The organism is Streptomyces sp. NPDC045470, assembly GCF_040646595.1.
Taxonomy (GTDB): Bacteria; Actinomycetota; Actinomycetes; order Streptomycetales; family Streptomycetaceae; genus Streptomyces.
In genome coordinates, this window is sequence record NZ_JBEZAN010000004.1 from 268155 (window position 1) to 294988 (window position 26834).

The window sequence follows — 26834 nt, forward strand, 5'->3', positions numbered from 1 at the left end:
GGTGCGGAATGTCGGTTTCCGTACACACAAGCGGTCACAGAGGGTCGATATCGGGTGGTGTCCCAGGCATAACTCGTCACAGGGGGGAGTCGGCGCCCCGCTCGGGTACGCTCCCTTGGGTGCGAGTGGTTCTGAGGCGCAACTGTTCCCGTGGGGTCGTGGCGACCGACCCGGGATGCCGAACGCGCTCCGCTCGCCCCCGAAGGAGGGGCGTGAAGCCCTCTTGTTCGACTCCCGGCAATGCGCGTCGCACAGTATGCACCACGCATACTCCCTTGCGCTGGAATATGCCCGAAGCGCTTGTTGGGGTGACTGAACGTCAACCATGCTGTGCATCACCGAGGTCACGGAGTGTGACCTCGATGAGGTGCGAGGCGATGTGTCCGCCGGTTCGGATGGTGTGAGCGGTGCAGGTGCTTCAGGTGCAGTTGGAAGTCCGGCCTGACCCCGCGGAGGTGGGGCGGGCCCGGAGGTGGGCCAGGTCGCGGCTGGCCGGCTCGGGCATAAGGGCCGACGAGCCGTTGGCGGAGACGCTGATCCTGCTGATCTCGGAGTTGGTCACCAATGCCGTCGTGCATACGGGCAACCCCGCCGAGCTGCGGATGTGCTTCTCGGGTTCGGGTGCCGTGGTGGGCACCGTACGGGTCGAGGTCGCGGACCGCAGCACCCGCGCGCCACGCCCCCGGCGCGCCGACGGTGACGACACGAACGGCCGCGGCCTGGAACTGGTCGACGGCCTGGCGGACCGCTGGGGCTGGCGGCCCGAAGGGACCGGCAAGAGCATCTGGTGCGAGGTGGACCGCGGGCAGTCGATGCTGATGGCGGCCGGGTCGGACCTGGGGGCGTACGACCCGCACTGCGCCGTACCGCACCGCGCCTGACCGAAGGAAAGTCCAGACCAGGTGTTGACGTGGCGTGGCCACGTGATCACGCTGGGGTGGAGCGATCCGCCGCGAGGGGACGCCGAGGGTACGGGGCCGGGGCCTCGGCGAGTGCGGGTCGTGTCCCGTAGCCGGGTGGTGGTCCGCGGTGCCACGCTCGGGGTGCGCATGGGCGTACCGCCACCCGGCTGGGGCAGTGCCGCTGCCCGTACGGCGGCCGGCCCGCTTCCGTCCGGCCTGTCGCAGGCCGACCCGCTTCCGTCCGGTCCGCCTTCCCGGCGCGGGCGCTCCCGCGCCGGTGCGCAGCCTCAGAGGACCGCGACCGGCGCCACCGGTGTGCCGGTGCCGCCCACGAACGGTTCGGCCATCGCGGCGAGGAAGAACGCGTAACGGTTCTCCTGCGCGCAGGCCCCGGCCAGCTCCTCCAGATTCCAGTTCTGGCCCTGGATCATGCCCATCTCCACCAGGTGGAGCGCGTGCACGGGCATCCAGAGGCCGTCGATCTCCGGCGGGAAGATCTCGAAGGTGAGGGTGTCGTCGGCGACGGCCGCGACGTCGCGGGCGTGGAACCACTCGGGCGTACGGACCGACAGTCCGGGCGACGGGTGGGCGTACGCGTCCCGGTCGCCCGCCAGGTAGTGCTGGATCTGCCCGGTACGGATCAGCACGATGTCGCCGGCCCTTACCCGCGTCCCGGCCAGTTCCTCCGCCGCGTCCAGGTCCTCCGGCGTCACCGCGTGACCGGCGGGCAGCCTCCCGGGCCCGTCGGAGTCCCCGTGGTGGGCGCGGGCCACGTCGAGCAGGACGCCGCGCGAGACGATCGGGGGCGCCTTCTCGATGCCGAGGACGGTGGCGCCGCCGCGCGCGGTGACGGAGTCGGCGGGGCGGTTGTTGTAGAGCCGGCCGGAGTGCGAGACATGGGCCAGGCCGTCCCAGTGGGTGGCCGCCTGGAGGCCCATGGTGACGGCGTCGTCGGAGGTGGCGACCGTCCCCGGGCCGAAGATCTCCTGGTTGATCGCGGTCATGGTGTGCAGGGGGTTGACGCGGCCGGGAATCAGGCCGGTCTGCACGCCGTCCTGCCGCAGTGGCAGCGCGAGGCCGATGCGGCGGCCGGAGCGGACGGCGGAGGCGGCCTCCCGTACGACGCCGGGCGTGAGCAGGTTGAGCGTGCCGATCTCGTCGTCCGCGCCCCAGCGGCCCCAGTTGTTCACGCGTTCGGCGAGGGCGTGGAACTCGGCGGGCAGTGGCATTCCGGTCCTCCTCGGGGCGGTGCGGGGGTGTGCGTCGTGCCGCGTTCCGGGCTGCGCCGGGTCTTGTGCTCGGTGCGGGTCTGCTCAAAAATCTAACGGGCCGTCAGAAACTGCGGGAAGGGGCGCGGCATGGGGAACTTCTTGACGGACAAGGTGGTCGCCGTCACCGGTGCGGGCCGCGGCATCGGGCGCGCGGTGGCCCTGGCCTGCGCCGCCCAGGGCGCCCGGGTGGTCGTCAACGACTACGGGGTGGCGGTGGACGGCGCCGGGCCGAGCAGCGAGGTCGCCGAGGCGGTGGTCAAGGAGATCGAGCAGGCGGGCGGCGAGGCGGTCGCCGTCGCGGACGACGTGTCCACGATGGCGGGCGGGCAGCGGGTCGTCGACACGGCGCTCACCCGCTACGGGCGCGTGGACGGCGTGGTGTGCGTGGCCGGCATCCTGCGCGAACGCATGCTCTTCAACATGACCGAGGAGGAGTGGGACCCGGTCGTCGCCACCCACCTGAAGGGCACCTTCACCGTGTTCCGGGCGGCCTCGGCGGTCATGCGCCGGCAGCGGTCCGGCACCCTCGTCGGCTTCACCAGCGGCAACCACCAGGGCAGCGTCTCGCAGGCCAACTACGCCGCGGCCAAGGGCGGCGTCATCTCGCTGGTGCGCAGCGCCGCACTCGGTCTCAGCCGGTACGGCGTGACCGCCAACGCGGTCGCCCCCGTCGCCCGTACGCGGATGTCCGCCGGCGTGCCGACGGAGCTGACGGAGATCGGCGAGCCCGAGGACGTCGCGGCTCTCGTCGTCTACCTGCTCAGCGACCGCGCCGTGCAGGAACGCGTCACCGGACAGGTCTACACGGTCGCCGGGCCGAAGATCGCGGTGTGGGCCCAGCCGAGGGAACTGCGTGCCGGGTACGCGGAGGGCGGGTGGACGCCGGAGAAGATCGCGGAGTTTCTGCCGGGGACGGTGGGGACCGATCCGATGCCGTTGCTGTCGCGGGTGGAGGCGATGGCCGCTGACGCGGCCGGGGGGCGGCGGCCCAACGTGTAGTTCCAAGTGGCGCTCTTTGGGCGCGGGGTCCGGGGCGCCGGTTCGCTTCTGGCTGCGGGTTCGTCGCGCCTGCGGCGGGCTGTGGCCGCTGCGCGGGGCTGTCAGGTTCGGGGGCGGGCCTGCGCGGCAGGCCGCTCCGGCCCGCCCCCTTCCGTGAGGGGGTGGGAGGAGAGGTGGATCGGGGCTTGTCCCGGTGGGAGGGTGGCGGTGGATTTTTCGGTCGGGGTCGAAGATCAGGTGTTTCGGGGTGAGGTGCGTTGTTGGCTGGCGGAGCATCTGTGTGAGGAGTTGGTGGCCCGGCGCTCGGAGTTCGGCGTACGGCGTGCCTGGGAAAGGGAGTTGGGGCGCGGCGGGTGGGTCGGGATCGGGTGGGACCGTGCGTACGGTGCGTTCGGGAACCGGGGGGCCACGCTGACGCAGCAGGTGGTGTGGGCCGAGGAGTGCGCCGCGGCGCGTGCGCCGGAGCGGGTGGGACACATCGGGGAGCAACTGCTGGCACCGACGCTGCTCGCTTACGGGGACGACGCGCAGCGGAAACGTTTCCTGCCGCCCGTCGCGCGGGGCGAGGAGCTGTGGTGTCAGGGGTACAGCGAGCCCGGCGCGGGCTCGGACCTCGCGGCGGTCCGTACGGCGGCCGTGCGGGACGGGGACACGTACCGGATCAGCGGGCAGAAGATCTGGACCTCGCTCGCGCGGGAGGCCGACTGGTGCTTCGTGCTGGCCAGGACCGATCCGGGGGAGCGGCGGCACCGGGGGCTGTCCTTCCTGCTGGTGCCGATGGACCAGCCGGGGCGCATCGAGGTCCGGCCGATCCGGCAGCTTACGGGGACGTCCGAGTTCAACGAGGTGTTCTTCGACGGGGCGGTGGCGCGCGCCGCGCATGTGGTGGGCGGGCCCGGCGCCGGGTGGCGGGTGGCGATGGGGCTGCTGGCGCTGGAGCGCGGTGTCTCCACCCTCGCCCAACAGGTCGGCTTCGCCGCCGAGTTGCGCGAGGTCGTCCGTGAGGCGGTGCGTACGGGCGCGGTGGACGATCCCGTACTGCGGGACCGGATCGTACGCCAGTGGGCCGAGCTGCGGGTGCTGCGGTGGAACGCGCTGCGCACGCTCGGTCCGGCGGCCGGGGACGCGGGCGCGCCCAGTGTGGCGAAGCTGCTGTGGTCCGGCTGGCACCAGCGGATGGGGGAACTGGCGATGCGGGTACGGGGAGCGGGCGCGGCGTGCGGCCCGGAGCCGTGGACGGCGGACTCCGCGTACGCACTCGACGCGGCGCAGCGGCGGTTCCTCTTCAGCCGGGCCGACACGGTCTACGGCGGTTCGGACGAGATCCAGCGCACGGTCATTGCCGGGCGGGTGCTCGGCCTCGGCGGAGGGCGGGAGCGATGATGCGAGGCGTCATGTTCGAGGGTGGCCGGCCGCGGGTCGTCGACGACCTGGAGGTACGGGCTCCGGGGCCCGGCGAGGTGCTGGTCGGCATCCGGGCGGCGGGGCTGTGCCACAGCGATGTGTCAGTGGTCGATGGGACGATTCCTTATCCGGTGCCGGTGGTGCTGGGGCATGAGGGCGCGGGTGTGGTCGAGGAGGTGGGGGACGGGGTCACGCATGTAGCGGCAGGAGATCATGTCGCGCTGTCCACGCTGGCCAACTGCGGGACGTGCGCGGAGTGCGACCGCGGCCGGCCGACGATGTGCCGCGCCTCGATCGGGATGCCCGGGAAGCCGTTCCGGCACGGCGGCCGGGAGGTGTACAGCTTCGCGTCCAACTCGGCCTTCGCCGAGCGTACGGTCGTCCGGGCCGTGCAGGCGGTACGGATCCCCCGCGGGATACCGCTGACGTCGGCGGCGCTGATCGGGTGCGGCGTGCTGACCGGGGTCGGCGCAGTCCTGAACCGCGCGCGGGTGGGGCAGGGCGACACGGTGGTGGTGATCGGCACGGGCGGCATCGGGCTGAACGTGCTCCAGGGTGCCCGGCTGGCCGGTGCCTCGGTGATCGTCGCCGTGGACGTCGAACCGGCCAAGGAGGCGATGGCGCGGCTGTTCGGCGCGACGCACTTCGTGGACGCCTCGGCGGTGCCGGACACCGTCGAGGCCGTGCGCGGTGTCCTGCCGGACGGCGCCGACCACGCCTTCGAGTGCGTGGGCCGTACGGAGCTGATCCGGCAGGCCGTGGACCTCCTCGGCCGGCACGGTCAGGCGGTGCTGCTGGGCGTGCCCCCGGCCACCGCCGAGGCGTCGTTCCTGGTCTCGTCGATGTATCTGGACAAGTCCATCCTGGGCTGCCGCTACGGCTCGTCCCGCCCGCAGCGCGACATCGCGCGTTACGCGAGGTTCTACGAGGAGGGCCGCCTCCTCCTGGACGAGCTGGTGACCAGGACGTACGCGGTCAAGGACTTCGACGGGGCGGTGGCGGACCTGCGGCGGGGCCGGGTGGCGCGCGGAGTGCTGACGTTCTGACGTACGGGCGTACCGCCCTCCGGCCCCGGTGCCCGGCGGGCGGTTCCGTCCTACGCGCTGAAGCGGCCGAAAGCGCCCCGGTGGAAGAGGAGCGGGCCGGCCCCGGCGGTTCCCGGGTCCGTGCCGAGGGCGGCGACCCGGCCCACGACGATGAGGTGGTCGCCGCCGGTGTGCACGGCCTGGATCACGCAGTCGATCCAGGCCGGGACGCCCGCCAGGCGCGGTGATCCGGTGACCGGGGCGGGTGCGTGGGAGACGCCCGCGAACTTGTCGGCGCCGCTGACCGCGAAGGCGCGGCACAGGCCCTCCTGGTCCGCGCCCAGGATGTTGACGCAGAAGACGCCCGCGCGGGCGATCCGGGGCCAGGTGGTGGACGTACGGGCCACCATGAACGTGACCAGCGGCGGGTCGAGGGAGAGCGACGCGAAGGACTGGCAGGCGAAGCCGGCCGGGCCGTGCGCGGTGGTGTCGCCGGGGCCGGCCGGGCGGGGTGCGGGCGCGGTGACGACCGTGACGCCGCTGGCGAAGTGGCCCAGCACGGCGCGGAAGTCGGCCGGGTCGAGCGGGGCGCGCTCGTCCTCCCGTACGGCTCTGAGGGCGGGGCGCGGCACTGTGCCGGCGCGCCCGGCGGGCTCCGGCGGCGTGGCGGAGGTCGGCGCGCCCACCGACCGCAGATAACGCACCGCGGTGGCCGCCATACCGGCATGTCCCATCATGCTTCCATTGAACCTGATGGCCCGTCAGATTTGAAGGTGCGGGCGGGGCCGCTCTGCCGGAGCTCACCGCCCCCGGTACGTGGGCCGGCGGCGCTCCACGAAGGCCGTGACCCCCTCCCGCGCGTCCGCCGTCGTCATGTTGATCTCCTGGGCCGCCGCCTCGGCCGCGAACGCCGTGCCCCGGTCGGCCTCCAGTGAGGCGTTGACCAGGTGCTTCGTGAGGGCAAGGGCCCGGGTCGGGCCGGCGGCGAGCCGTTCCGCCCAGTCCCGCGCGGCCTTCTCCAGACCCGTGTCCGGCACGACCCGGTTGACCAGCCCCATGCGTGCGGCGTCGGCCGCCGTGACGGCGTCGCCGAAGAACAGCAGTTCCTTCGCGCGCTGCGGCCCGACGAGCCGGGGCAGCAGGTACGCGCCGCCGCCGTCCGGTACGAGGCCGCGCCGCGCGAACACCTCGACGAACGTCGCGGACTCGGCCGCCACCACCAGGTCGCAGGCGAAGGCGAGGTGCGCGCCGAGCCCGGCGGCGGTGCCGTTGACGGCGGCGAGGACGGGTTTCTCGCAGTCCAGTACGGCGGATACGAGGCGCTGGGCGCCGCGCCGGATCAGACGGGCCACGTCGCCCGCGGCCCGCTCGGCCGGCTGCGTGGCGGCACCGCCGCGCAGGTCGGCGCCGGCGCAGAAGCCCTTGCCGGTGGCGGTGATGACGACGGCCCGTACGTCCGGGTCGGCGGACGCGTCGGAAAGTCGCGCGATGATGCGTTCGCGCTGGTCAGGGGTGATGGCGTTGAGAGCGGCCGGGCGATTGAGGGTGATCCGCAGCACGCCGTTGTCAGTGGTGTGGAGTATCAAGGAGTCAGCGGGGACGGATGCGGGGGAATCGGGGGTGGGGGCCATGGTGAGGCGGCTCCGAGTTCTGTGGTCGACGGTGGGAGCGCTCGGGCGGGCGGGCGCCCGGGCGCCCGCGCGGGCCGCCGGGCCGCCCGCCCGGTCAGTGGCAGACGGCGAGCGCGTCGAGCGCGACGGCGCCCTGGCCGCGCGGCAGCACCATCAGCGGGTTGATGTCCAGCTCGGCGAGTTCGCCGCTCAGGTCCAGCGCCATCCGCTGGACGCGCAGGACGACTTCGACGAGCGCGTCCACGTCGGCCGGCTGCCCTCTCCGTACGCCTTCCAGCAGGGCGTGTCCGCGCAGTTCGCGGAGCATCGCGCGGGCCCGGTCCGCGCCGAAGGGCGGCACGCCGACGGCGGTGTCCCGCAGGACCTCGACGAGCACCCCGCCCAGCCCGACCGTCACGGTCGGCCCGAAGAGGCGGTCGGCGGTGACGCCCACGACCATCTCCACGCCCCGCTCGATCATCTGGCAGACGAGCACCCCGTCCAGCTCGATGCCTTCGTGGCGGGCGATGTCGGCCAGCTCCCGGTAGGCGTCCCTGACCTGGCTGGCGGAGGTCAGTCCGGTCTTGACGAGCCCGAGTTCGGTCTTGTGCGCGAGCTGCGGCGCGGACGCCTTCATGACGACGGGGTAGCCGACGAGACTCGCGGCGCGCACGGCCGCCGCCGCGCTGGTGACGAGCTGTTCGCGCGGCACCCTGATCCCGTAGGCGCGCAGGAGCTGTTTCGCCGCGTGTTCGCTGAGCTGCTGTCCCGGGCTCATCAGGTCGTGCGCCTTGCGCGCGGAGGGCGACGGGGTGCGCGGGGCGTCGTCGAAGGGGGAGCGGTAGCCGGCGGTGAAGCGGTGGTGGGCGAGGTGGGCGCGGACGGCCGTGACGCAGTTGGCGAAGGTGCGGAAGGTCGCCACGCGCCGGGAGCCGAGGAGGGTGTGCCGGTAGGCGTCCTCGGTGCCGACCGGCGAGCCCCAGACGACGCACACCAGCTTGTCCGTCTGTTCCGCCGCGTCCACGAGGTCCTGGGCCAGCTTGTCGCTCATCGGGGGGAACGGTCCGGTGATCGGGCAGATCAGTACGCCGATGGACGGGTCGGCGAGGAGCGCGTCGATGATTTTTCGGCCGCGCCGGTCGCCGACCGGGTGGCCGCCGCTGTCCACCGGGTTGGCGACGTTCAGACAGTCCGGGATCCACTGGTGCAGCTCGTCCTGCTTCGCGCGGTCCAGGGTGGGCAGCGTGAGCCCGGCGGCCGTCGCCAGGTCCGCGAAGTGGGCGCCGGTGCCCCCGGATATCGAATAGACGACGACGCCGTCGGCCGTCGGGGTACGGGCCCGGGCGAGCAGGGCCGCGGTGTCCTGCAACTCGTCCAGCCCGTCCACCCGGATCACCCCGAACTGCCGCATGGCCGCGTCCACCACCGCGTCCGCACCGGTCAGTTTGCCGGTGTGCGAGGCGGCGGTACGGGCCCCGGCCTCGGTGCGGCCGACCTTGACGGCGACGACCGGGACCTTGTTGCGGGCCGCCCGGTCGGCGGCGAGCAGGAAGCTGCGGCCGTCCTTGAACCCTTCGATGTACGCGGCGACGGCACCGACCTCGGGACGGGAGGCGAAGTAGGAGAGGAAGTCGGCGGTCTCCAGATCGGCCTCGTTGCCGGTCGGGGCCCAGTGCGAGAGGCGGATGCCCAGTTCCTGGAGGGAGAAGACGGGGCGGCCCTGGTGGCCTGACTGGGTGATCAGGGCGATGGCGGGGCCGTCCAGGTCCTCGCGGAACGACGCGAAGGCGTTGAGGTTGGTGTTCGGGCCGAGCAGCCGGATGCCGGTACGGGCCACGGCCTCGGCGAGCCGGTCCTGGGCGGCGGCACCGGCCGCCCCGGTCTCTGCGAAGCCGGAGGCGAAGGCGACCGCGAACCTGATCTTCGCGTCGGCCAGTTCCTCGATGACCGGTACGGGGTCGGCGACCAGCAGTACGGCGAGGTCGGCCTGCTCGGGCAGGTCGGAGACGGAGGTGAGGCAGGGCAGGCCGAAGACACGGTCGCGGCCCGGGTTGACCGGGTACAGGCGGGCACCGACACGTTCGGCCCACGCGATGAGCTGCCGGGTGATGCCGGTGTTCGGGCGGCCCTCGCTGTCCGAGGCGCCGACCACCGCCACCGCCCCGGGCCGGAAGAACCGGTCCAGGTCGGGGACGGGGGCGTACAGCGGGCGCCCGCTGACGTCCAGGTCGGGCCCCGTGGCGCCGGCGGGTGTGCCGTCGGCGTGCGGGCCGCCCGCGGGGGGCGCGGCCGTGCCGTGCACGGTGTGCGGTGGGGTCGCCCCGCACGCCACTACGCGGGCCGGGCTGGAGTGAGTGCTGAGGCTGCCGTAGGTCGATCCAAGCATCGCTGACGCCCGCTCCCGTGTGACGAGTGCCGATTCGACTGACGCTCCGTCAGGTTAGGGCAACTGACGTTCAGTCAGGAATGGGTCGTGCGGGATCGGGTGCGGGCGGGCACGGGGTCCGGGCCCTGACGGGCGTGGGCCTCGGCGATGGCGTGCGCGATGCGGCGGGCGTCGTGCGCCAGTTCGCGGAACATGCCGCTGATGGGGTTGGTGTAGCCGGTGAAGTGGAGGCCCGGGCAGGAGGGGAGGGTGCGGGGGCCGTGGACGCGCGGGCGGCCGCGGGTGTCGAGGAGGCCGAGGTGGCCGACGAGGCCGTCCAGGCCGCGCCGGTAGCCGGTGGCGGCGATGACGGCGTCCGGTTCGATCGCGTCGCCGTCCGCGAGCCGTACGACGTCACCGTCGAAGGACGCCACGGCCGCCACCGGCCGTACCGCTCCGCGCTGTACGGCGTCGATCAGCCCCACGTCCTGTACGGGGATCGCCCCTTCCAGGACCCGGCTGTACAGCCCGGTGTCCGGCATCGGCAGGCCGTGCGCCGACAGGTCCGGCACGGAGAGGCGGCGCATCACCCGGGCCGCCCGGTCCACCGCGCGCGGCGGCAGACGGCGTACGAGGATGCCCGTCGCCTGGGCGGGCCAGCCCGCCGTCGAGCGGCGCACGATGTGCGGGGCGGTACGGACCGCCAGCCGCACCCGCGCCGCGCCGCCTTCGGCCAGGTCGACGGCGATCTCGGCTCCGGTGTTGCCGGTGCCGACGACCAGGACGTCCTTGCCCGCGTACGGGGCGGCGTTGCGGTAGTCGCCGGCGTGCCGGAGATCGCCGGAGTAGCTGTCGCGGCCGGGCCAGTCGGGGAGGTGCGGGGTGTGGTTGTAACCGGTGGCGATCACGACCGTACGGGCGGCCGGCGCGCGCCCGCCGTTCGCGTGGAGCACCCATCCGCCGTCCGCCGCGCGGTCCACGCGCCGCACTTCGACGCCCGTGGCGACTTCGAGGTGATGGTGCTCGGCGTACTGCTCCAGGTAGCGCACCACGTCGTCGCGCGCGACCCACCGCCCGTAGGCGCGCGGGATGGGCAGGCCCGGCAGGCCGGAGAGGCGGCGTGTGGTGTGCAGTCGCAGACGGTCGTAGTGGCCGCGCCAGGAGGCGCCCACCGCGTCGGCCTTTTCGAGGACGACGGCACGGATGCCGTAGGCACCGAGGGCGGCGGCCGTGGCGAGCCCGCCCGGCCCGCCCCCGATGACATACACGGGTGGGTCGGCGGCGGGCGGTGCGGTGCTGGATGCGGAGGAGCTGGCGTGCGCTGCGGCGTCCGGCATGCCGGTGAGGGTAACCGCGTACGGCGCGCATGTCGCCGTACGGGGCGCTGCCCGTGCCCGCACCCTTGCGCAGCCCGGCCGTCGTCGAGTGAACTGACGTGCCGTCAGGAAAAGCAACGCGCGCTGTGGGCCGTGCGCCGCGCGCCGAGGTGAAGCGGGTGGTCCGGAGTGAGGCCGAAGGCGACATCCACGTCCGAACCCGAGGGGCCTGCGGCGGCGCCGTCCGCCGTGCCCAGGTACGACCTGCCCGGCACCGACGCGTTCAGCCGCGTCTACTGGGACGCGGCTGCTCAGGGCCGCTTGCTGCTGCGCCGCTGCCGCGCCGACGGCTGCGGGGCGGCGCACCACTACCCGCGCGAGTTCTGCCCGCGTTGCTGGAGCGAAGACGTGGAGTGGGAGGAAGCGAGCGGCCGGGCCACGCTCTACACGTGGTCGGTGGTGCACCGTAACGACCTCCCGCCGTTCGGCGGGCGTGTGCCGTACGTGGCCGCGGTGGTGGACCTCGCCGAGGGCCCGCGGATGATGACGGAGGTCGTCGACTGTCCGGAGGCGGCCCTGCGCATCGGTATGCCGCTACGGGGGCGTTTCCGCACCGCGGACGCTTCAGGAATTGTCGTCCCCGTATTTCGCGCCGCCTGAACTCCACGTGACAGGGAACTGCTGCCGTGAGACGCGCGTTTTACGGTCATGGTGACGCGTAAGTCCCGAAGACTCACCCTGGTGTCGGCCGGTGCCGGTGCGATGACCCTTGTCGCGATCTCGGGGTGCGGTGCGACATCGGCCGGGAGCGCCGGGGCGGGGCGCGGTTCGTCGGCGTACGCCTCGTCCGCCCCGGACGCGAGGAAGGGGCCGGACGGTGCGGGCGGGCTGTTGGCCCGTGGGGTCTGGTCCGTGCGCGCCTTCAAGGGAAAGGAGGTGCCGTACGCATTCTTCGGGACGTCCGTCGGACGTCCGTGGATCGAATTGCATGATGACGGGACCGCGTCCGGCGCCTACGGGTGCGAGGCGTTCCGGATGGAAGCGAAGCTGGGGGCGGCCGAGCTGACTCTGGGAGGAAAGGCGGGCGAGCCTCCGAAATGGCCGGGCCCGCAGAAGAAAGCCCGGTGCGGCGACGAAGTGACCTACGCCGAGGGAGCGGTGCAGTACGAGGAAGGCCTCAAAGCCTTCCTCCAGGGCCCGTTGACGATCACCGAAAAGCCCGAAGACGCTGACCCGGAGTCCGCGAAGCCCCGAAGCCCCCGTTCTTCCCTGGAGCTGAAGAACGACCGCGGTGGGACGGTCACTCTGGTGCCCAACCGTCCCGAGGAGTTCTTCGACACCCGGTACCGGCCGGTGCGAGTGCAGGTGTACGACTCCCCGTACGGTTTCGACTCCGGCACCGAGCTGTATTTCGACTTCCACCCGGACGGCACTGTCACCGGACAGCTCGGTTGCAACGACTTCACCGCCAAGGCCGACTTCGCCGGCACGCACGTCTTCTTCCACGACCCGGAGCTCGCCACGGACCACTCCTGCTCCGAAAAGGAACGGGACGACGCACAGATGGTGCTCCCACTCCTGAAGTCGCAGCCCTACCAGTACGTGGCCGACCGCGACGGCATGACGATACGTTGGGGCGACGACCCCTACATCACCACCCTTGACTTCACCGGCAGTCCACGGCCGTAGCCGCTCTCCCACCGGGCCCGGAAAATCGCTGGCTCCCAGCGTCCGCCCCCGGCATGCTGGCGCGCGTGCTGATCCGAGAAGCGAACGCGGCCGACTGGCCCGCGATCTGGCCGTTCTTCCGTGCCATCGTCGCGGCCGGCGAAACGTACACCTACGACCGCGACACGGACGAGGCGACCAGCCGTGCGATGTGGATGCTCGATCCGCCGAGTCGCACGGTCGTCGCCGTGGACGACGGCGGTACGGTCCTCGGCACGGCCAAGATGAACGCCAACCACATGGGCGGCGGCGCCCACATCGCGAGCGCGTCCTTCATGGTCGATCCGGCCCACGGCGGCCGCGGAGTGGGCCGCGCGCTCGGCGAGTACGCCGTCGGCTGGGCCCGTACGAGCGGCTTCCGGGCCATGCAGTTCAACGCGGTGGTCGAGACCAACACCCATGCCGTCGCCCTCTGGAGGTCCCTCGGCTTCGAGATCATGACGACCCTTCCCGAGGGTTTCCTGCACCCCACCGAGGGCTACGTCGGGCTGCACATCATGTATCGGCGCTTCTGACGGCACACGGCACACGGCACACGGCCGTGACCCGCGACCCACGACCGCCGAACCGTGCGGCGCGGGCCGTCAGCCGTCCGCAGTGATGACTTCGTACTGCTTCGCCGTGGGCGGGATGCCCGTGTGGAGCTTGGCGTTGACCAGGGCGAGCGTGCTTCCGAAACGCGCCGCCGTCGACGGGGTCCGGAACAGCCCCGACCTGATCGTCTTTTTCGCCTTCCCGCTGTTCAAAGGCCCGTTGAGCGTGACCCGCCGCACCTGGCCGAGGAAGCCCTGGACGGCCCACACCGTGCGTCCGTGCAGCACGATGCCGTCGACCCCCGGTACGGACACCCCGGAGACGGCCGTACTGCGCCCGCTCGCGGGATCGACGGTGAAGAGGGCGCCCTTGGAGGAGTGCGCGACGATCAGCGTCCGCCCGTCGGGCGTGGCCTGGATGCCGTTGAGGTTGAACCGGCCGGCGAGGACGGCGGCCGGGCCGCTGACGCGGAGGGCGGTGTGGTGGCCGAGCCGCCCGCGCCGGTCGACGGGTACGAAGTAGAGCCGGGGCCGGGAGGAGTCGGTGAACCAGGCGCCGTAGCGGGTCAGGACCACGTCGTTGACGAACGTCGTGCCCGCGGGGCCGAACCGGTAGCTCGCCACCGTGCGCCCCGTCCCGGTGTCGTAGACGTACGCCCGCCCGGTCCGGCCGCCGCCGACGAACAGCAGGTCGTGTCGGGGGTGTGCCTTCATGCCGAGGGCGTGACGGCCGCGCGGCGCGTCGATGAAGCGGGCGGCGGTACCCGCCTCGATGTCGCCGCGGTAGATGTCGCCACCGAAGTAGTCGCCCGCGTAGAAGGTGGAACCGCGCCCGGCGGCGATGCCCTCCGCCGAGGTGGCGCCCGGCAGCACGATCGTCTTCCCGTGCGCCGCCGCCTGCCCCTGTGCCGGTGCCGGTACCGTCGCCCCGGCCAGGGTGGCGAGCACCAACAGGGGCAGCAGCCCGCGCCGCACCGGGCTCCCGGTCGTACGGCGCATCGGCAGTTCTCCCTCACCTCGGACGGGACCGCTGTATCTCCCGGCACCGTAACGGCGGGGCGCGCGCGGCGCCGTCCTGGTTGGCCCGAATGCCGTAGGGAGGGCCGGGTATGGGCGGGACGTAGGGTGAATGGGTGGAAACGATCGAGTACCGACCCGCGTCCCGCTGGTGGCAGTGGATCGCCCTGGCCTTCGCCTTCGTCGGCGGGGTCGTCCCGCTGTGCGTGGTCACCTTCGGCATGGGGTGGCAGGAGTTCGGGCGCCGCTTCTACGCGGAGCCGCGCGGCAGTGACCTGCGCGAGCTGACCGTCGCGCTCGGAGTGTTCGTGCCGCTTTCCCTCGTCCTGTACTACTGCACCGCCAGCCGTACGTACGTCGGCGACGAAGGCATACGGGTCAGGTCTCCGCTGCGGCGGCGACGCATCGCCTGGCGTGACGTCGCGGGCGTCGGCGTCGACCGCCACGAGGGCACGTCCCTCTACGGCCGTAAGGGCACGCCTCACCACCGCATACGGCTGGACCTGGTGAACGGCGAAAGGATTTTCCTGCCCGCCCCGGTCAAGGAGGAGTTCGACTCGGCCATGGAGGCCGCCAAGGGGGAGGTCATCCGCCGCTGGAAGGCCGCGACGGTACCGGCGCGGGAGGGCGTCGGCCCGGTCTACGGCCAGAAAGGTTCCGGCCCGGCCTAGGGCCAGAGGAGTTCGCGGGTCCAGGCCCCGTTCTCGTCCGCACGGCGGTAGTCGACACGTACGTGCCGTCGGCGGGCGTCGCCCTGGAAGAACTCCACCTCGTCGGGGCGCAGGACGTACAGGGTCCAGCTCGGTACAGGGGCGGTCGGCTCCGCCTGGGCGCGGGCCCAGGCGGCCTCCGAGGCACGTTCCAGTTCGGCGTACGAGGCGAGGACTTCACTCTGGTGGCCGACGAGGGCGGCGGCCAGCGCGCCCGTCGAGCGGCGGTGGAGGTCGGCCGCGCTCTCCTCCGGACCCGCCTCGGTGACCCGGCCCCGTACGCGGACCTGGCGGCCGAGGCCCGCCCAGTAGAAGCCGAGGGCGGCGCGCGGGCGGTCGGCGAGTTCGCGGCCCTTGCGGCTGCCGCGGTGGGTGGCGAAGTGCCAGCCGCGCTCGTCGGCGTCGTGCAGCATCAGGGTGCGGACGTTCGGATCGCCGGACGCGTCCGCCGTCGCGAGCGTCATGGTGTGCGGCTCGGGCACGCCCGCCTCCGCGGCCTCCCGCAGCCACTGCCGGAAGAACGGCAGCGGGTCGGCCGGGGCGTGCGCCGGGTCGGGGTCGATGCCGGGCAGCTCGCAGTCCCAGACGCGGAGGGAGCGGAGGAGGGCGTGGAAGCGCTCGTCGGAGTCCGGGCCCGCGCCCGTACCCGTACCCGTGTCCATGTGCGGGGGCGCGTTCTCTGCCGGGTGTTCGACCATGGCTGGCAGCCTAGTCCGCCGGTCTGCGGGCGGCGGACCAGGCAGTGCCTGTCGCGAGTCGCCCTAGCGGCGGATGACCGAGCGGATCCAGGCGAGTTGCTGGGAGACCTCTCCGGCCTGGGCGACCGTCTCCCGGTCCGAGCCGTTGAAGACGCCGAGGAGCGTTTCGCTGCCCTGCGCCCCGATGCTCATGACCGGACCGCCGGAGTCGCCGCCGGCCGGAATCCCGGTCACCTTCTCCATGCAGAAGTCGGGGCCGCCCGGTGCCGTGTAGCCCTTGCAGCGGCGGTCGTCCGGTCGCACGATCCGAAGGTCCGACTGCTTGAGCACGGGGGACTGGCAGGCGTTCTCGTCGTCGGTGCAGGTGGCGCCCCACCCGTACTGCCGCACGGTCTGGCCGACGCGGACGCCGGTCGTGGCCAGGCGCGCCGTGGGGATGTTCATCTTCGGGACCTTGACGAGCATCATGTCGGCGGTGCTGCCCACCCGCTTGCCGGGCAGCGGCCGGACCGTGGTGCCCTTGCGCATGTCGAGGTTGCCGACCCGGAAGGAGATCCGCTTGTCGGCGACCGGCTGCGCCTGCTCGTAGAAGCAGTGCGAGGCGGTGAGTATCCACTGGGGGGCGACCGCCGTCCCCGTACAGGTGGGCTGGCCGTCGATGAGCATGCGTACCGCCCATGGGCCGTAGGTGCTCTTCGCCCCGCCGATGACGGCGGAGGCCGGTGCGGACCAGATCACCGAACCTGTCAGCAGCAGTGCGGCCGTCAACAGCAGCACACGAACTCGACGCACCATCCGAACAACTCCTCCACCTGACCGGGCCCTTACGGGTGAAGAGATGACCCGCCGGGGCAAAAGGTTCCGGCTTGCGCCGATGTGAGAGCCGGGGCCGGTGCTGGGGCCGGGCGGTGGGTGCCGTACGGCTTGAGGGTGATCGCGTGGGCGCAGCGCTGTACGTCCTCGGCGAGCTTCTTCGCCACGTAGTTCTTCCACGGCAGGTGGGACAGCATCCGCAGCATCACGTGCCGGAACCGGATGGCGGCCCGGGAGGTGGGCGTCATCTGCGGTACGAACTTCTCCGCCATCCGCTGGTTCGCCGTGACGTACGGGCGCATCTCCCCCTCGTAGCGCGCGAAGCCCGTACGGGGGTCGCCGCCCGCCGCCGCGAGTTCCCCGGCCAGTACGTACGCGCCGACCAGCGCCATCCCCGTCCCCTGCCCCGACGCGGGTGACGCGCAGTGCGCGGCGTCGCCCAGCAGCACCACGCGCCCGCGCGACCAGCGGTCCATTTCGATCAGGTCGAGCCCGTCGAAATAGAAGTCGGTGGCGGCGCGGGAGGCTTCGAGGAGGCGCGGCACCTGCCAGCCGACGCCTTCGAAGGCGGTTGCCAGCAGCGCGCGTTGGCCGTCCGCGTCGCGGGGGTCGTAGTCCAGCCGGGGCGAACGGAAGCAGAGCCACGCCTTGGCGCCGTTGGCGCCATGTTCACCGGACGCGCTGTACGTGCAGATGAGGCGGCCGGGCGTGAGGTGGTACAACTCCTCGCCGGGTGCCGCCAACCCGTCCGGAATGCTGAAGGCCGCTATGTACGCGCCGATGCGCCTCAGGTAGCGCGACTCGTCGCCGAAGGCCAGGCGGCGGACGGTGGAGTGCAGGCCGTCCGCGCCGACGACCAGGTCGAAACGGCGCGGCGTCCCGCGTTCGAAGGTGACGTTCACACCCGTGCCGTCGTCCGTGAGCGAGCTGATCGAGTCGCCGAAGACATACTCCACGTCGTCGCGCGTGCGGGCGTGGAGGATACGGGTCAGGTCGCCGCGCATGATCTCGTCGTCGCCGTCCACCCGGGCGCCGAAGATGTCGGCGGGCAGCGTGGCCACCCGCCGCCCGTCGTCGTTCACGTACGCGCCGGTGCGCATGTCCGTACTGGCGCGCCGGATCTCCGGCAGTACGCCCATCCGGTCCGCGACCTCGATCGCGACGCCGCGCAGGTCGACCTTGTAGCCGCCGGTCCGGAGTACTGGCGCGCGCTCCACGACGGTTACGGCGTAGCCGTAGCGGTGCAGCCAGTAGGCGAGGGCGGGGCCGCCGATGCCGGCGCCGGAGATGAGGGCGTGGGGACGGGATGTCGAGGTCACGCAGCGACTATACGAGCGTCTTATACGCTTGTCTATGACGCTTGTGTAGGTTCCCGCTGCTCACGGTGCGTGACATGTTCAAGGCAGGCGGCGGCCCCGGCTGTCCGCCACGCGCACGGCGTCGCTGAGCGATTCGGTGAGGCGGTTGGTGATGAACAGCAGTTCCGTGCGCTCGGGCGGCTGCTCCCTGTTCAGGGCCGCGCGCGAATGGTCCAAGAGCTGCACCGCCATGGAGAGTTGCATCTCCTCCAGCCCGTCGGCCAGGTCGGTCACGGGGCCGCGTCCTTCGCTGATCACGTAGCAGGGCTTGCCGTCCTGACCGGCCCAGGGGAGGAGGCGTGGCTCTCGGGGGTGGTTTTCGGTCGTCATGGCTTCAATGGTCGGCATGTGTGCGTAGCGTCACCAGAGAGAAAGCGTCCACAAGGCGGGTTGTAGGGAGGAGTTGGTCATCGTGGCCGTTTGGATGGAGCCGTCACCGGCGCGGGAGCACGTCGGAGGGCTCATCAAGCATTTCCGTCAGCGCACAGGCATGACGCAGAAGCGGCTGGCCTACGAGACGCATGTCTCCGAGTCGCTGGAGGGGGCGTACGAGCGAGGGGAGCGCATCCCGAGCGCCGGGTTCCTGATCGATGCAGACCGACACATGGCGGCCGGCGGAGTGTTGGAGACGTGCGTGAAGCTGATGGAGCAGGAATCCAGCCGTGCACAGTATCTGGAGTGGCGGCTGTTGGAAGCTGAGGCGCTGAGCCTCAGCGGATACGTGGACACGGTGCTGCCTGGGCTGCTTCAGGCTCCTGATTACATGCGTGCGCTGTTCAGGTCGCGGGTTCCGGCCTTCAGCGCTGATGAGGTCGAACGCTTGATGCGCAGGCGGCTGGAAAGGCAGCCCGTGCTTCTCCGAAACCCTGCCCCAACCGTGAGTTTCGTAGTGGAGCAGTCGGCGTTGGAGCGGCCGCTCGGGGGGAAGCAAGTCCTCAAAGGGGCTTTGCTCCACGTCCTGGAGACCGTCCGCGCCCTGAGTCACGTCACGCTACAAGTGATGCCCACGAACGTGGAGACGCACTCTGGACTCGAAGGTTCACTGCAGTTGCTGTCCTCCCCCGACGGGCGGAGGAGCGTCTACTTCGACGTGGAAGGGAAGGGTAAGTTGCTCACCAGGCCGGTCGAGTCCGTTCAGTACGTTGAGCAGTACGGTGCCATTCGTGCTCAGGCACTCTCCCCGGCGAAGTCCCTGGACCTGATCGAGAGACTGGCAGGTGAATGATGAACGTCGCACTGGTCTGGCGGAAGTCCAGCTACAGCAGCGAACAATCCGCCGACACCAACTGTGTCGAGATCGCCACCACCCCCACCACCATCCACATACGCGACTCCAAGAACAAGACCGGCCCCGCCCTCTCCGTACCCCCCACCTCCTGGGCCGACTTCCTCCGCCTCATCTCGTAGCGCGGGACGCGTCGTACTCGATGACGCGTTCGTTCATGGCTTGCAGGTGGTCGTCCCAGGAGTAGACCCGCCGGAGGCTGTAGCCGCCCTTGCCGGCCGGTTCGCGGACGATCACGTCCTGGCCTGAGAGTTCGACGGACAGGGGTGTCACTCCGGCGTCCATGATCTGGGTGACCACCCCGTCCTTCGCGGTGAACCCCCACAGGAACAGAAACGTTTTCCCGGACTCGATGCCGAGCAGCAGCTCGTCCTTGCCGTCCCCGTTCAGGTCCCGGTACTGCGGCGCCAGTACGGGGCACCCCTTCTGCCCGGCGGCCCGGCACTCCCCGATCTTCCTGTGGGTGCCGTCCTCGTCCAGCGCGCCGGTCATGGACGCGACCTTGGCCTGCGCGACGGCCAGCGCCGAGACCCGGTGCATGTCACCGGACGGGACGCGCGGCGCCGACCGCAGCGGCGTCGGGCGCTCGGCGGAGTTCGGCTCGTACGTCTGCTCCGGCGCGGGCGTACGGCCGGGCCACAGCAGGGCAGGCGCCGATGCCCCCGCCGTACGCCCCGCACTCTTCGGCTCGCCCGTCCCGTCGCACCCGCTGACCAGCGCGCACGTGGCGGTCAGGGCGAGCGCCACGGCCGGCAGGGAACGGAGCATCGGTACGTCATTTCCGGTCGGGGCCTGAAGGGAGACGGCGGGCGGGGGCCACACCGCACATGATGTTGTCTGCCCTTTGTTGCGGCAATTCGGCGGCGGCGTAACGGCACGCCGTAGACGGAAGTGCGGTGGTGTTACGGGCCTGGAAATGTCCCCCGGATGTAGGACACTCCCTGTCCGCCATGGCGCCTAGCGTCGTTCTCGTCGGCCAGCGCGGCCACCCGGCCGCCCCGTACCGTGAGGAGCACGTCATGAGCCGTGTCACCGGCAATCAGCCCGACGGAACGCCCACCTGGATGGAGCTGGCCGTTCCCGACCTCGACCGTGCCATGGACTTCTACGGGGCGCTGTTCGGCTGGACGTACGAGACGGAAACCATGGAGGGCGGGCGGTACGCCGTCGCCCTCGTCGGCGGGCAGCGCGCCGCGGGCCTGATGGAACGGCCCGACGCGGCGGGCGGCGGGTGGACGATGTACATGGCGGTGGACGACTGCGACGGCACGGCCAAGCGGATCGCCGACGCGGGCGGCCGGGTGCTGTGGGGCCCGGTGGAGATCCGGGACTACGGACGGGCCGCGATCGCCGAGGACACCGTGGGGGCCCAGTTCGGGCTCTGGCAGGGGCGTACCCACGTCGGCTGCGAGATCGTCAACGAGCCCAACTCCCTCGTACGCAACGACCTGGTGGCGCCGCCCGCCCACGCCGCCCGGGCCCGCGACTTCTACGCGGCGGTCTTCGCCTACACGCTGGACGGCAACCCGGACATGCCGGGCGTCGACTTCACGTTCCTGCGCCGCCCGGACGGGCACGAGATCGGCGGGATCATGGGCGACGCGTCCGCCGGGGCCGCGAGCTGGGGGACGTGCTTCGAGGTGGCGGACACGGACGCGGCGGTGGCGCGGGCGGCCGCGGCCGGCGGGACGGCGACCGAGCCGGAGGACACGGTGTACGTACGGCAGGCGCGGGTGACGGACCCGTTCGGTACGGAATTCGTGATCGGCGCGCGTCCGACGGCGTGAGGCTGCCGCCGCAGTCCACACAGCTTTGAGCAGCCCCGTACAGCCCGCGCAATCGCGCGCCCGGCGGCCGGCCACGGGGGACCGGCCGCCGGGGGCGCCTGCTTCCGTCGAAGGTCAGCCGCGCTCGGCGGCGGTGCGGCGGCGGCCCGCGACCATCAGGCCCGCGCCCGCGGCGACGGCGACGGCGGCGCCGCCCGCGGCCCACGGGGTGACCGGGCTGACGCCGGTCGCGGCCAGGCTGCTGCCACTGGTGCTGCTGTCGCTGCCGGTGGACGTGACGGCGGTGCCGGAGGCCGTGCCGGAGCCGGTGGTGCCGTGGCCGCCCGCGGGCTTGGAGTCGACGGCGGGCGTGACGTTCTTGCCGCCGCCCTTGGCGGCCTCGTCCTCGGCAGCCTTGTCCTTTGCTGCCTTCTCCTTCGCCGCCTTGTCCTTGGCGGCCTTCTCCTCTTCCGCCTTCTTCGCGGCGGCCTCGTCCTTGGCGCGGGCCTCGTACTGGCCTACGTCGAGGAAGTGCTGAAGGGCCTCGGGCCCGGCCCACAGCGCCTCGTCGGCGGCGGCTCTGACGGCGGGGCCGCCGATGCTGGAAATCTGCACCGCGCGCACCCTGTTGTCCGCTTCGGTGGCCAGGGCCAGGCCCTCCTTCAGGAAGCGCACCCGGTCCTGCGGGGTCCCCTCAAGAGCCTTGGCGGCTGCTTTGTAGACGCTGGAGTCGGTGCTCTTGCCCGCGATGCTCCGCAGGATCGCCACCCTGTTGTCCTCGTCGCGGGCCTCGTACTGCCCTGTCTCCAGGAACTGGCGCAGGCCCTCGCGCGGACCCATGAGCGCCTTCCTGGCCTCCCGGGCCAGCGCGCGGCCGGGGTTCCCGTCCAGCATCCGCGCGACCGTGAGCAGGTCCTCCTTCATGCTCGACGTGTCAGCCGGCTTCTTCGCGGACGCGTCCGGCTCCGTCTGCGCGCCCTGGTCCGGCGCCGAGTTGGCGGTGGCCGGTGCCTCGGCGGCGAGCGCCGGGGAGGCGAACAGCACGGCCGGCGCGACGGCGGCAGCCGCCAGGAAGGCCGTGAGACGGGCCTGCTTCTTCATGTCTTGCACCAACATTTCCAGTAATGATCAAAAAATAACCTTTACAGGGTAAGGGGTGCCCGGGATTAGCGTGCCGGGCATGGGGACTTCGCAAGAACACCGCAGTCGGCTGCTCCTGGGCGGCCGTAGCCTCTCGTATCTCGATTTCGGCCCCGCCGACGGAAAACCTCTCCTCGCCTTGCACGGGCATTTCTCCGAAGGCCGCGGTTTCGCCGGGCTCGCCGCCGAACTCGCCCCGGAATGGCGGGTGATCGCCCCCGACCAGGGCGGCCACGGCGAGTCGGACCGTACCCCGGACCTTTCCCGTGAGGCGTACGTCGCCGACGCGATCGCGCTCCTCGATCATCTCGGCCTGTCGTCCGCCGTGGTGCTCGGACACTCCATGGGCGGCAAGAACGCGTACCACCTCGCCGCCCGGCATCCCGAGCGGGTCCGTGCGCTGATCAACGTGGACGACCCGGTCGTGATCACCGACACCGGCCCCAGCGGCATCGCCTTCTGCCTGGACTGGCCGCGCCAGGCACCGACCCGTGAGGCGCTGCTCGACGGCCTCGGCGCGGCGGCGCCGCTGATCGCCCCATGGCTGCGGCAGCAGGACGACGGCAGTTGGCGGCTGCCGTTCGTGCCGGAGGACATCGTCGCGTCCGACTTGGGCGTGCGCGGTGACCACTGGCCGGTCTGGCTGGGCAGCGACTGTCCGGCCCTGCTCGTGCACGGCCGTACGAGCTTCTTGCTGACGCCGGAGCTGGCCCGGGAGATGGCCGGGCGTCGCCCGCGCACCCGCCGGGTCGAGCTGGACGCCGGGCACTTCATCCCGACCGAGGACCCGCAGGGGCTGGCCAGGGCGGTACGGGAGTTCCTGGGCACGCTTCGGTGAGCGGGGAACGGGTGAGGGGGCGGGTGCGAGGGTGTTACGGGCGGGGCCATAGTGGACAGAGGGGAGGAAATCTCCATAAGGTAAAGAAATGGCAAACTTCGTTGAATGCATAACCGATCCGGACGCCGCCGGTGAGCTGTGGTGCGGAGACCGCACGGTCGCCGTACTCGCCGCCCGCCCCCAGGGAGTGGTCGACGGGGCCGGAGGCGTCGAGGGCTCGGTCGCGCTGCTGGACCTGGGCGCCGACGACCCCGCCCTGCGCTTCGTCGCCGTCCTCGACTGCGCCGAGGACGCGATCCTGGTGCCCCTGTTGCAGGGGGCGACCGACGAGGTCCGCAAGGCGGGCGGCACGGCGCTGCGGTGGATCACGGAGGAGGACACGAGCCCCGGCAGGCCCGCGGTGGAGCTGGGTGCCCTCGAAAGCGGCGAGGTCTACCGGTGGTGGCGGCGCGGCCTGCCGGCCGGTGTCCCCGTGCGGGACGCGGCCGTACGGCAGTTCCCCTCCGAGGAGGAGGGGGTCGCGTTCCGTATCGGTACGGACGACGCCTGGTACGACGTCGAGTTGGACGACGCCCGCGCCCGCCTGGTCCACAACCGCGAAGAGGACAGCACCGCCGACGCGCTCACCGCCCTCACCTCCGCGGCCCTCCACGCGCTCGACACCGACCACCCCGGCCTCCGTACCGCCGAGGTCAACGCGGCACCCGACGACGAGGAACTCCACGCGGCCCTGCGCCGTCTGGGATTCGAGGCGACGGACTCGCGCGCCGTGGAGTACACGTTGGCGCTGGTGCAGGGCGGGTAAGGGGTGGGCCGGGCCGCCGCTTCACGGACGCGGCACGGCGTCGAGCGAGAGGGAGTAGTTGAAGGGGTAGTGGCTCACGGCCTCTGCCCCGTCCTCTACCCCCGCCCCAGCACCACCGTCCCCGACGAGCAGAACCAGCCGCCCGTCCCCGAGGCCACGGCCAGTTCCGGGAGGCTGCCGTCCGGCCGTCGTACCTGGCGGCCCTCGCCCGCCTCGCCGCGTAGCTGGCGTACCGCCTCGACCAGCAGGAACAGGCCGCGCATGCCGGGATGGCAGGCGGCCAGGCCGCCGCCGTCGGTGTTGACGGGGAGGGCGCCGTCGCGCAGCAGCCGGCCCTTTTCCACGAACGCGCCGCCCTCGCCCTTGGCGCAGAAGCCGAGGTCTTCCAGCGTCACCAGCGTCATGTAGGTGAAGGCGTCGTAGATCTCGGCCACGTCGATCTCCGACGGGCGCACTCCGGCCCGTTCGAAGGCGAGGCGGCCGGAGACGGCGGCAGGGGAGACGGTGAAGTCCTCCCATTCGGACATCGCGGAGTGCGACACGGCGGTGCCCGCGCCCAGGACGTGGACGGGCGGTTGGGCCAGGTCGCGTACGTACTCCTCGGCGGCCAGGAGGACCGCGCAGCCCCCGTCGGAGCGGATGCAGCAGTGGAGCTTGGTGAAGGGGTCGGCGATCAGCGGGCCGGACAGGACGTCGTCGACGGTGATGGGGTCCCGGTACATGGCGTCCGGGTTCGTGGCCGCGTTGGCCCGCGCCTGGACGGCGACCTCGGCGAGCTGGGCGAGGGTCGTGCCGTACTGGTGCATGTGGCGGCGCGCGGCCATGGCGTACTTGGCGACGAGGGTGTGGCCGTACGGCACCTCGTACTGGAGCGGGCCGCGGGCGCCGAAGGAGAGGCTGGCGGTACGGCGGCCGGCCTTGAGGTCGGCGCGCGCCGTGGACCCGTACACCAGCAGCACCGCGCGCGCCTGCCCGGCCGCGATCGCGTCCACGGCGTGCGCGGCCATCACCTCCCAGGTCGCGCCGCCCACCGACGTGGAGTCGGTCCAGGTGGGACGCAGCCCCAGGTACTCGGCGACCTCCACCGGCGCGAGGGTGCCGACTCCGGCCGAGGCGAAGCCGTCGACGAGCGAGCGGTCCAGGCCGGAGTCGGCCAGCGCGCGGCGGGCGGCCTGGGCGTGCAGGGCGTACGGGGTGGGTCCGTCCACGCGTCCGCAGTCGGAGAGGGCGACACCGGCGATGACTACCTTGCGGGGGAATGCGGCGGTACTCCCTGGCGGTAGCGGCATGGACGTGACGGTACATCAGATAGCGGGCGGGGCGGGAGGGTGCGACAGCGGGGTGAGAAGTGCGCGTGAGGCTGGGAAAAGCGGTTCGGGGTACCTAACATGACGGGCCGTCAGGTCGTCGTACGGCCGTGACCGGGAGGAGTCCGCCGATGGATGCCGCGTTCACCGATGAGCAGGACGAGATCCGCCGTACGCTGCGGGAGCTGCTGCGGAAACGCTGCGGCTCCGACGACCTGCGGGCCGCCGTGCGCACCCCCGAGGGGTACGACCCCGACCTGTGGCGACAGCTCGCGCAGCATCTGGGGCTGCCGGGACTGGCACTGCCCACCGCGTACGGCGGCGTCGGCTGCGGGCCCACCGAGCTGGTGCTGGCCTGCGAGGAGACCGGGCGGGTGCTGCTGCCCTCGCCGCTGCTGCCCACCGCCGCCCTCGTCGCGCCGCTGGTGCTGGCGGTGGGGACGGAGGCGCAGCGTGCGGAGCTGCTGCCCGCCCTCGCGTCGGGAGAGCTGACGGGTGCGCTCGCCGTACCGGGCGGGCAGCTCGGCACGGCCCTCGCGCTCACCGCCCGTAACGGCGGGGACTGGGCGGGGGGCGGCCGGGCCGGCGGCATCCAGGCGCGGGAGTGCGGAGGGGGAGGGGGGCGCGGGACGGCGGGGGAGTGGCGGCTGTACGGGGAGGCCGCGCAGGTGCTGGGCGGGCACAGCGCGGGGCTGCTCCTGGTGGCCGCGCACGCGGGCGGCTATGCGCGCAGCCGGACGCTGCTGTTCGTCGTACGGGGGGACGCGCCCGGTGTGGCGCGGGTGCGGCAGACGGCGATGGACGAGACCCGGGCGCTGGGGGTCGTCCAACTGCGCGATGTACCCGCCTCGTTGCTGGGGGCGGAGGGCGCGGGCGGGGGGAATGGGCGGGTGGGGCGCGCGCTCGCGCAGGCGGGTGCCGGGGTCGCGGCGGCGCTGGCCGCCGAGGCGGTCGGGGCGGCGGGCGCGGCGTTGGAGCGGACCGTCGAGTACGTCAAGGTGCGGGAACAGTTCGGCCGGCCCATCGGGTCCTTCCAGGCCGTCCAGCACCGGCTGGCGGACCTGTACGTACAGGTGCAGGCCGCCCGGTCCGCGGTCTGTTACGCGGCGTGGGCGGTGGGCGGCCCGGCGGAGGGCGCCGAGCCCGGTGCCCCCGGCCTTGCGCTCGCGCACGCTCTGGAGACGCTGCGCGCGGTGGCCGGGGAGGCCATTCAGTTGCACGGCGGGATCGGCTTCACCTGGGAGCACGACGCCCACCTGTTCTTCAAGCGCGCGGCCTGCGACGAGCTGCTGTTCGGGCCCGTGCACCGGCTGCGGGCGCAGGCCGCCGAGACGGCGGGAGTGTTCGGGGACGGTGGGGGCGGCGAGCTGCGGGCGGAGGTATCGGCGTGAGGGCGCCCGGCGGCTCCGGAGCGTCCGCCCGGGTGAAGGCGTCCGGCAGGCGGGTGGTGCAGAAGGTGTCCGCGACGCGTGGCTTCGCGCGGGTGGCGCCGTACGTCGTCCCCGCCCTGGACCGTACGGTGCACCGGCTCACCAAGGGCAAGGTGCTGCTGAGCGCGCGGATGCTGCCCGGTGCGGTGCTGACGGCGACGGGCGCCCGGACCGGCCTGCCGCGGCGGACGCCGCTGGCGTGCCTGCCGGAGAAGGCCGGGACGTGGCTGCTGGTCGGCAGCAACTTCGGCCGCCCCGGGCACCCGGCCTGGACGGCCAACCTGCTGAAGCACCCGGAGGCCGAGATCAGTTGGCGGGGCCGGGACGTCCCCGTACGGGCCCGGCTGCTGACCGGTACGGAGCGGGCGCGGGCATGGGCGGCGGTGGTCGGGTTCTGGCCGCCGTACGCCGCGTACCAGGCGCGGGTCAGCCGGGAGATCCGGCTCTTCCGGCTGGAGTCGCGCTGAGCGCACGGGCTCACGGGTGCACGGGTGCACGGGTGCACGGGCTCACG

Annotated in this window: 28 protein-coding genes; 15 read left to right on the top strand and 13 right to left on the bottom strand. The window is 72.4% G+C overall.

What is annotated here, in order from left to right; translation table 11 throughout:
- The first annotated feature begins 407 nt into the window (after positions 1 to 407).
- Positions 408 to 881, top strand: a complete 474-nt coding sequence (locus AB0A97_RS15555) for an ATP-binding protein (RefSeq protein WP_361149327.1) — start codon at positions 408 to 410, stop codon at positions 879 to 881.
- A 308-nt stretch (positions 882 to 1189) separates the two neighbouring features.
- On the opposite strand, the gene AB0A97_RS15560 is transcribed toward AB0A97_RS15555, so the two are convergent.
- On the bottom strand, positions 1190 to 2131 hold the full coding sequence (locus AB0A97_RS15560) for a cyclase family protein (RefSeq protein ID WP_361149330.1): 942 nt from the start codon (positions 2129 to 2131) through the stop codon (positions 1190 to 1192).
- A gap of 129 nt (positions 2132 to 2260) precedes the next feature.
- Between AB0A97_RS15560 and AB0A97_RS15565 the strand changes: the two genes are divergently transcribed.
- The 3 genes from AB0A97_RS15565 to AB0A97_RS15575 all read left to right on the top strand — a co-directional run bounded on the left by AB0A97_RS15565 (position 2261) and on the right by AB0A97_RS15575 (position 5622).
- Positions 2261 to 3172: an SDR family oxidoreductase gene (locus AB0A97_RS15565; protein ID WP_361149333.1), complete on the top strand. Its 912-nt coding sequence runs from the start codon at positions 2261 to 2263 to the stop codon at positions 3170 to 3172.
- Positions 3173 to 3379: 207 nt separating this feature from the next.
- The gene (locus AB0A97_RS15570) at positions 3380 to 4555 is read left to right on the top strand and encodes an acyl-CoA dehydrogenase family protein (protein WP_361149336.1); all 1176 of its coding nucleotides are present in this window, start codon (positions 3380 to 3382) and stop codon (positions 4553 to 4555) included.
- On the top strand, positions 4555 to 5622 hold the full coding sequence (locus tag AB0A97_RS15575) for a Zn-dependent alcohol dehydrogenase (RefSeq protein WP_361150159.1): 1068 nt from the start codon (positions 4555 to 4557) through the stop codon (positions 5620 to 5622). The genes AB0A97_RS15570 and AB0A97_RS15575 overlap by 1 nt, the downstream gene beginning before the upstream one ends.
- A 50-nt stretch (positions 5623 to 5672) precedes the next feature.
- On the opposite strand, the gene AB0A97_RS15580 is transcribed toward AB0A97_RS15575, so the two are convergent.
- The 4 genes from AB0A97_RS15580 to AB0A97_RS15595 form a co-directional block, all read right to left on the bottom strand.
- On the bottom strand, positions 5673 to 6338 hold the full coding sequence (locus tag AB0A97_RS15580; protein WP_361149338.1) for a flavin reductase family protein: 666 nt from the start codon (positions 6336 to 6338) through the stop codon (positions 5673 to 5675).
- 63 nt (positions 6339 to 6401) lie between these two features.
- Positions 6402 to 7232 (bottom strand): enoyl-CoA hydratase-related protein, encoded by an 831-nt coding sequence (locus AB0A97_RS15585; RefSeq protein ID WP_361149341.1) that lies wholly within the window; start codon positions 7230 to 7232, stop codon positions 6402 to 6404.
- Between the two features lie 94 nt (positions 7233 to 7326).
- The gene (locus AB0A97_RS15590) at positions 7327 to 9597 is read right to left on the bottom strand and encodes an acetate--CoA ligase family protein (RefSeq protein ID WP_361149344.1); all 2271 of its coding nucleotides are present in this window, start codon (positions 9595 to 9597) and stop codon (positions 7327 to 7329) included.
- 74 nt (positions 9598 to 9671) lie between these two features.
- Positions 9672 to 10913 carry an NAD(P)/FAD-dependent oxidoreductase gene (locus AB0A97_RS15595; protein ID WP_361149346.1) on the bottom strand — a complete coding sequence of 414 codons (1242 nt, stop codon included), beginning with the start codon at positions 10911 to 10913 and terminating at the stop codon, positions 9672 to 9674.
- Positions 10914 to 11141: 228 nt separating this feature from the next.
- Here AB0A97_RS15595 and AB0A97_RS15600 point away from each other — a divergent pair, with 228 nt between their 5' ends.
- The 3 genes from AB0A97_RS15600 (at position 11142) to AB0A97_RS15610 (ending at position 13135) form a co-directional block, all read left to right on the top strand.
- The gene (locus AB0A97_RS15600; protein ID WP_361149348.1) at positions 11142 to 11552 is read left to right on the top strand and encodes a Zn-ribbon domain-containing OB-fold protein; all 411 of its coding nucleotides are present in this window, start codon (positions 11142 to 11144) and stop codon (positions 11550 to 11552) included.
- 375 nt (positions 11553 to 11927) lie between these two features.
- Positions 11928 to 12581 (top strand): META domain-containing protein, encoded by a 654-nt coding sequence (locus AB0A97_RS15605; protein WP_361149351.1) that lies wholly within the window; start codon positions 11928 to 11930, stop codon positions 12579 to 12581.
- A 65-nt stretch (positions 12582 to 12646) separates the two neighbouring features.
- Complete coding sequence (locus AB0A97_RS15610) at positions 12647 to 13135, top strand: GNAT family N-acetyltransferase (protein WP_361149354.1); 489 nt, start codon at positions 12647 to 12649, stop codon at positions 13133 to 13135.
- Positions 13136 to 13204: 69 nt separating this feature from the next.
- On the opposite strand, the gene AB0A97_RS15615 is transcribed toward AB0A97_RS15610, so the two are convergent.
- Positions 13205 to 14152: a hypothetical protein gene (locus AB0A97_RS15615; RefSeq protein ID WP_361149357.1), complete on the bottom strand. Its 948-nt coding sequence runs from the start codon at positions 14150 to 14152 to the stop codon at positions 13205 to 13207.
- A gap of 134 nt (positions 14153 to 14286) precedes the next feature.
- On the opposite strand from AB0A97_RS15615, the gene AB0A97_RS15620 reads away from it, so the two are divergent.
- Positions 14287 to 14841, top strand: a complete 555-nt coding sequence (locus AB0A97_RS15620; protein ID WP_361149360.1) for a PH domain-containing protein — start codon at positions 14287 to 14289, stop codon at positions 14839 to 14841.
- On the opposite strand, the gene AB0A97_RS15625 is transcribed toward AB0A97_RS15620, so the two are convergent.
- The 4 genes from AB0A97_RS15625 to AB0A97_RS15640 form a co-directional block, all read right to left on the bottom strand.
- A complete protein-coding gene (locus AB0A97_RS15625; RefSeq protein ID WP_361150161.1) occupies positions 14838 to 15542 on the bottom strand; it encodes a pyridoxal 5'-phosphate synthase in 705 nt (234 codons plus the stop codon). The genes AB0A97_RS15620 and AB0A97_RS15625 overlap by 4 nt on opposite strands.
- A 99-nt stretch (positions 15543 to 15641) precedes the next feature.
- Positions 15642 to 16373, bottom strand: a complete 732-nt coding sequence (locus AB0A97_RS15630; RefSeq protein WP_361149361.1) for a trypsin-like serine protease — start codon at positions 16371 to 16373, stop codon at positions 15642 to 15644.
- A 29-nt stretch (positions 16374 to 16402) separates the two neighbouring features.
- Positions 16403 to 17710, bottom strand: coding sequence for an FAD-dependent monooxygenase (locus AB0A97_RS15635; protein ID WP_361149364.1), 1308 nt, complete (start codon positions 17708 to 17710; stop codon positions 16403 to 16405).
- A 78-nt stretch (positions 17711 to 17788) separates the two neighbouring features.
- On the bottom strand, positions 17789 to 18079 hold the full coding sequence (locus AB0A97_RS15640; RefSeq protein WP_361149366.1) for a hypothetical protein: 291 nt from the start codon (positions 18077 to 18079) through the stop codon (positions 17789 to 17791).
- Between the two features lie 82 nt (positions 18080 to 18161).
- On the opposite strand from AB0A97_RS15640, the gene AB0A97_RS15645 reads away from it, so the two are divergent.
- Together AB0A97_RS15645 and AB0A97_RS15650 are read left to right on the top strand one after the other, a co-directional pair.
- Positions 18162 to 18974, top strand: a complete 813-nt coding sequence (locus AB0A97_RS15645; RefSeq protein WP_361149369.1) for a helix-turn-helix transcriptional regulator — start codon at positions 18162 to 18164, stop codon at positions 18972 to 18974.
- Positions 18971 to 19156, top strand: coding sequence for a DUF397 domain-containing protein (locus AB0A97_RS15650; RefSeq protein ID WP_361149371.1), 186 nt, complete (start codon positions 18971 to 18973; stop codon positions 19154 to 19156). The genes AB0A97_RS15645 and AB0A97_RS15650 overlap by 4 nt, the downstream gene beginning before the upstream one ends.
- Here AB0A97_RS15650 and AB0A97_RS15655 read toward each other — a convergent pair.
- On the bottom strand, positions 19146 to 19802 hold the full coding sequence (locus tag AB0A97_RS15655; protein WP_361149374.1) for a hypothetical protein: 657 nt from the start codon (positions 19800 to 19802) through the stop codon (positions 19146 to 19148). The two genes, AB0A97_RS15650 and AB0A97_RS15655, sit on opposite strands and share 11 nt — an antisense overlap.
- 251 nt (positions 19803 to 20053) lie before the next feature.
- On the opposite strand from AB0A97_RS15655, the gene AB0A97_RS15660 reads away from it, so the two are divergent.
- Positions 20054 to 20821, top strand: a complete 768-nt coding sequence (locus AB0A97_RS15660; RefSeq protein WP_361149377.1) for a VOC family protein — start codon at positions 20054 to 20056, stop codon at positions 20819 to 20821.
- A gap of 114 nt (positions 20822 to 20935) precedes the next feature.
- Here the strand turns inward: AB0A97_RS15660 and AB0A97_RS15665 are convergent, their stop codons facing one another.
- Positions 20936 to 21916, bottom strand: a complete 981-nt coding sequence (locus tag AB0A97_RS15665; protein ID WP_361149380.1) for an ALF repeat-containing protein — start codon at positions 21914 to 21916, stop codon at positions 20936 to 20938.
- Between the two features lie 64 nt (positions 21917 to 21980).
- Here AB0A97_RS15665 and AB0A97_RS15670 point away from each other — a divergent pair, with 64 nt between their 5' ends.
- Together AB0A97_RS15670 and AB0A97_RS15675 are read left to right on the top strand one after the other, a co-directional pair.
- Entirely contained in the window at positions 21981 to 22778 is a 798-nt protein-coding gene (locus AB0A97_RS15670) for an alpha/beta hydrolase (RefSeq protein WP_361149383.1), read from the top strand.
- An 88-nt stretch (positions 22779 to 22866) separates the two neighbouring features.
- Positions 22867 to 23583 carry a hypothetical protein gene (locus AB0A97_RS15675; RefSeq protein ID WP_361149386.1) on the top strand — a complete coding sequence of 239 codons (717 nt, stop codon included), beginning with the start codon at positions 22867 to 22869 and terminating at the stop codon, positions 23581 to 23583.
- Between the two features lie 95 nt (positions 23584 to 23678).
- On the opposite strand, the gene AB0A97_RS15680 is transcribed toward AB0A97_RS15675, so the two are convergent.
- Positions 23679 to 24872 (bottom strand): acetyl-CoA acetyltransferase, encoded by a 1194-nt coding sequence (locus AB0A97_RS15680; protein WP_361149388.1) that lies wholly within the window; start codon positions 24870 to 24872, stop codon positions 23679 to 23681.
- 149 nt (positions 24873 to 25021) lie between these two features.
- On the opposite strand from AB0A97_RS15680, the gene AB0A97_RS15685 reads away from it, so the two are divergent.
- Positions 25022 to 26281: an acyl-CoA dehydrogenase family protein gene (locus tag AB0A97_RS15685; protein WP_361149391.1), complete on the top strand. Its 1260-nt coding sequence runs from the start codon at positions 25022 to 25024 to the stop codon at positions 26279 to 26281.
- Positions 26278 to 26787 carry a nitroreductase family deazaflavin-dependent oxidoreductase gene (locus tag AB0A97_RS15690; protein ID WP_361149393.1) on the top strand — a complete coding sequence of 170 codons (510 nt, stop codon included), beginning with the start codon at positions 26278 to 26280 and terminating at the stop codon, positions 26785 to 26787. Before AB0A97_RS15685 ends, AB0A97_RS15690 begins: the two co-directional genes overlap by 4 nt.
- Positions 26788 to 26834 lie beyond the last annotated feature (47 nt).

What these genes read in the sequence shown, in the direction of transcription:
- AB0A97_RS15560 (WP_361149330.1), bottom strand. Translation starts at nt 2,131, where the DNA reads ATGCCACTGCCCGCCGAGTTCCACGCCCTCGCCGAACGCGTGAACAAC.
- AB0A97_RS15565 (WP_361149333.1), top strand. Translation starts at nt 2,261, where the DNA reads ATGGGGAACTTCTTGACGGACAAGGTGGTCGCCGTCACCGGTGCGGGC.
- AB0A97_RS15575 (WP_361150159.1), top strand. Translation starts at nt 4,555, where the DNA reads ATGCGAGGCGTCATGTTCGAGGGTGGCCGGCCGCGGGTCGTCGACGAC.
- AB0A97_RS15580 (WP_361149338.1), bottom strand. Translation starts at nt 6,338, where the DNA reads ATGATGGGACATGCCGGTATGGCGGCCACCGCGGTGCGTTATCTGCGG.
- AB0A97_RS15585 (WP_361149341.1), bottom strand. Translation starts at nt 7,232, where the DNA reads ATGGCCCCCACCCCCGATTCCCCCGCATCCGTCCCCGCTGACTCCTTG.
- AB0A97_RS15590 (WP_361149344.1), bottom strand. Translation starts at nt 9,597, where the DNA reads ATGCTTGGATCGACCTACGGCAGCCTCAGCACTCACTCCAGCCCGGCC.
- AB0A97_RS15595 (WP_361149346.1), bottom strand. Translation starts at nt 10,913, where the DNA reads ATGCCGGACGCCGCAGCGCACGCCAGCTCCTCCGCATCCAGCACCGCA.
- AB0A97_RS15605 (WP_361149351.1), top strand. Translation starts at nt 11,928, where the DNA reads ATGGAAGCGAAGCTGGGGGCGGCCGAGCTGACTCTGGGAGGAAAGGCG.
- AB0A97_RS15615 (WP_361149357.1), bottom strand. Translation starts at nt 14,152, where the DNA reads ATGCGCCGTACGACCGGGAGCCCGGTGCGGCGCGGGCTGCTGCCCCTG.
- AB0A97_RS15625 (WP_361150161.1), bottom strand. Translation starts at nt 15,542, where the DNA reads ATGGACACGGGTACGGGTACGGGCGCGGGCCCGGACTCCGACGAGCGC.
- AB0A97_RS15630 (WP_361149361.1), bottom strand. Translation starts at nt 16,373, where the DNA reads ATGGTGCGTCGAGTTCGTGTGCTGCTGTTGACGGCCGCACTGCTGCTG.
- AB0A97_RS15640 (WP_361149366.1), bottom strand. Translation starts at nt 18,079, where the DNA reads ATGACGACCGAAAACCACCCCCGAGAGCCACGCCTCCTCCCCTGGGCC.
- AB0A97_RS15650 (WP_361149371.1), top strand. Translation starts at nt 18,971, where the DNA reads ATGATGAACGTCGCACTGGTCTGGCGGAAGTCCAGCTACAGCAGCGAA.
- AB0A97_RS15655 (WP_361149374.1), bottom strand. Translation starts at nt 19,802, where the DNA reads ATGCTCCGTTCCCTGCCGGCCGTGGCGCTCGCCCTGACCGCCACGTGC.
- AB0A97_RS15660 (WP_361149377.1), top strand. Translation starts at nt 20,054, where the DNA reads ATGAGCCGTGTCACCGGCAATCAGCCCGACGGAACGCCCACCTGGATG.
- AB0A97_RS15665 (WP_361149380.1), bottom strand. Translation starts at nt 21,916, where the DNA reads ATGTTGGTGCAAGACATGAAGAAGCAGGCCCGTCTCACGGCCTTCCTG.
- AB0A97_RS15670 (WP_361149383.1), top strand. Translation starts at nt 21,981, where the DNA reads ATGGGGACTTCGCAAGAACACCGCAGTCGGCTGCTCCTGGGCGGCCGT.
- AB0A97_RS15675 (WP_361149386.1), top strand. Translation starts at nt 22,867, where the DNA reads ATGGCAAACTTCGTTGAATGCATAACCGATCCGGACGCCGCCGGTGAG.
- AB0A97_RS15680 (WP_361149388.1), bottom strand. Translation starts at nt 24,872, where the DNA reads ATGCCGCTACCGCCAGGGAGTACCGCCGCATTCCCCCGCAAGGTAGTC.
- AB0A97_RS15685 (WP_361149391.1), top strand. Translation starts at nt 25,022, where the DNA reads ATGGATGCCGCGTTCACCGATGAGCAGGACGAGATCCGCCGTACGCTG.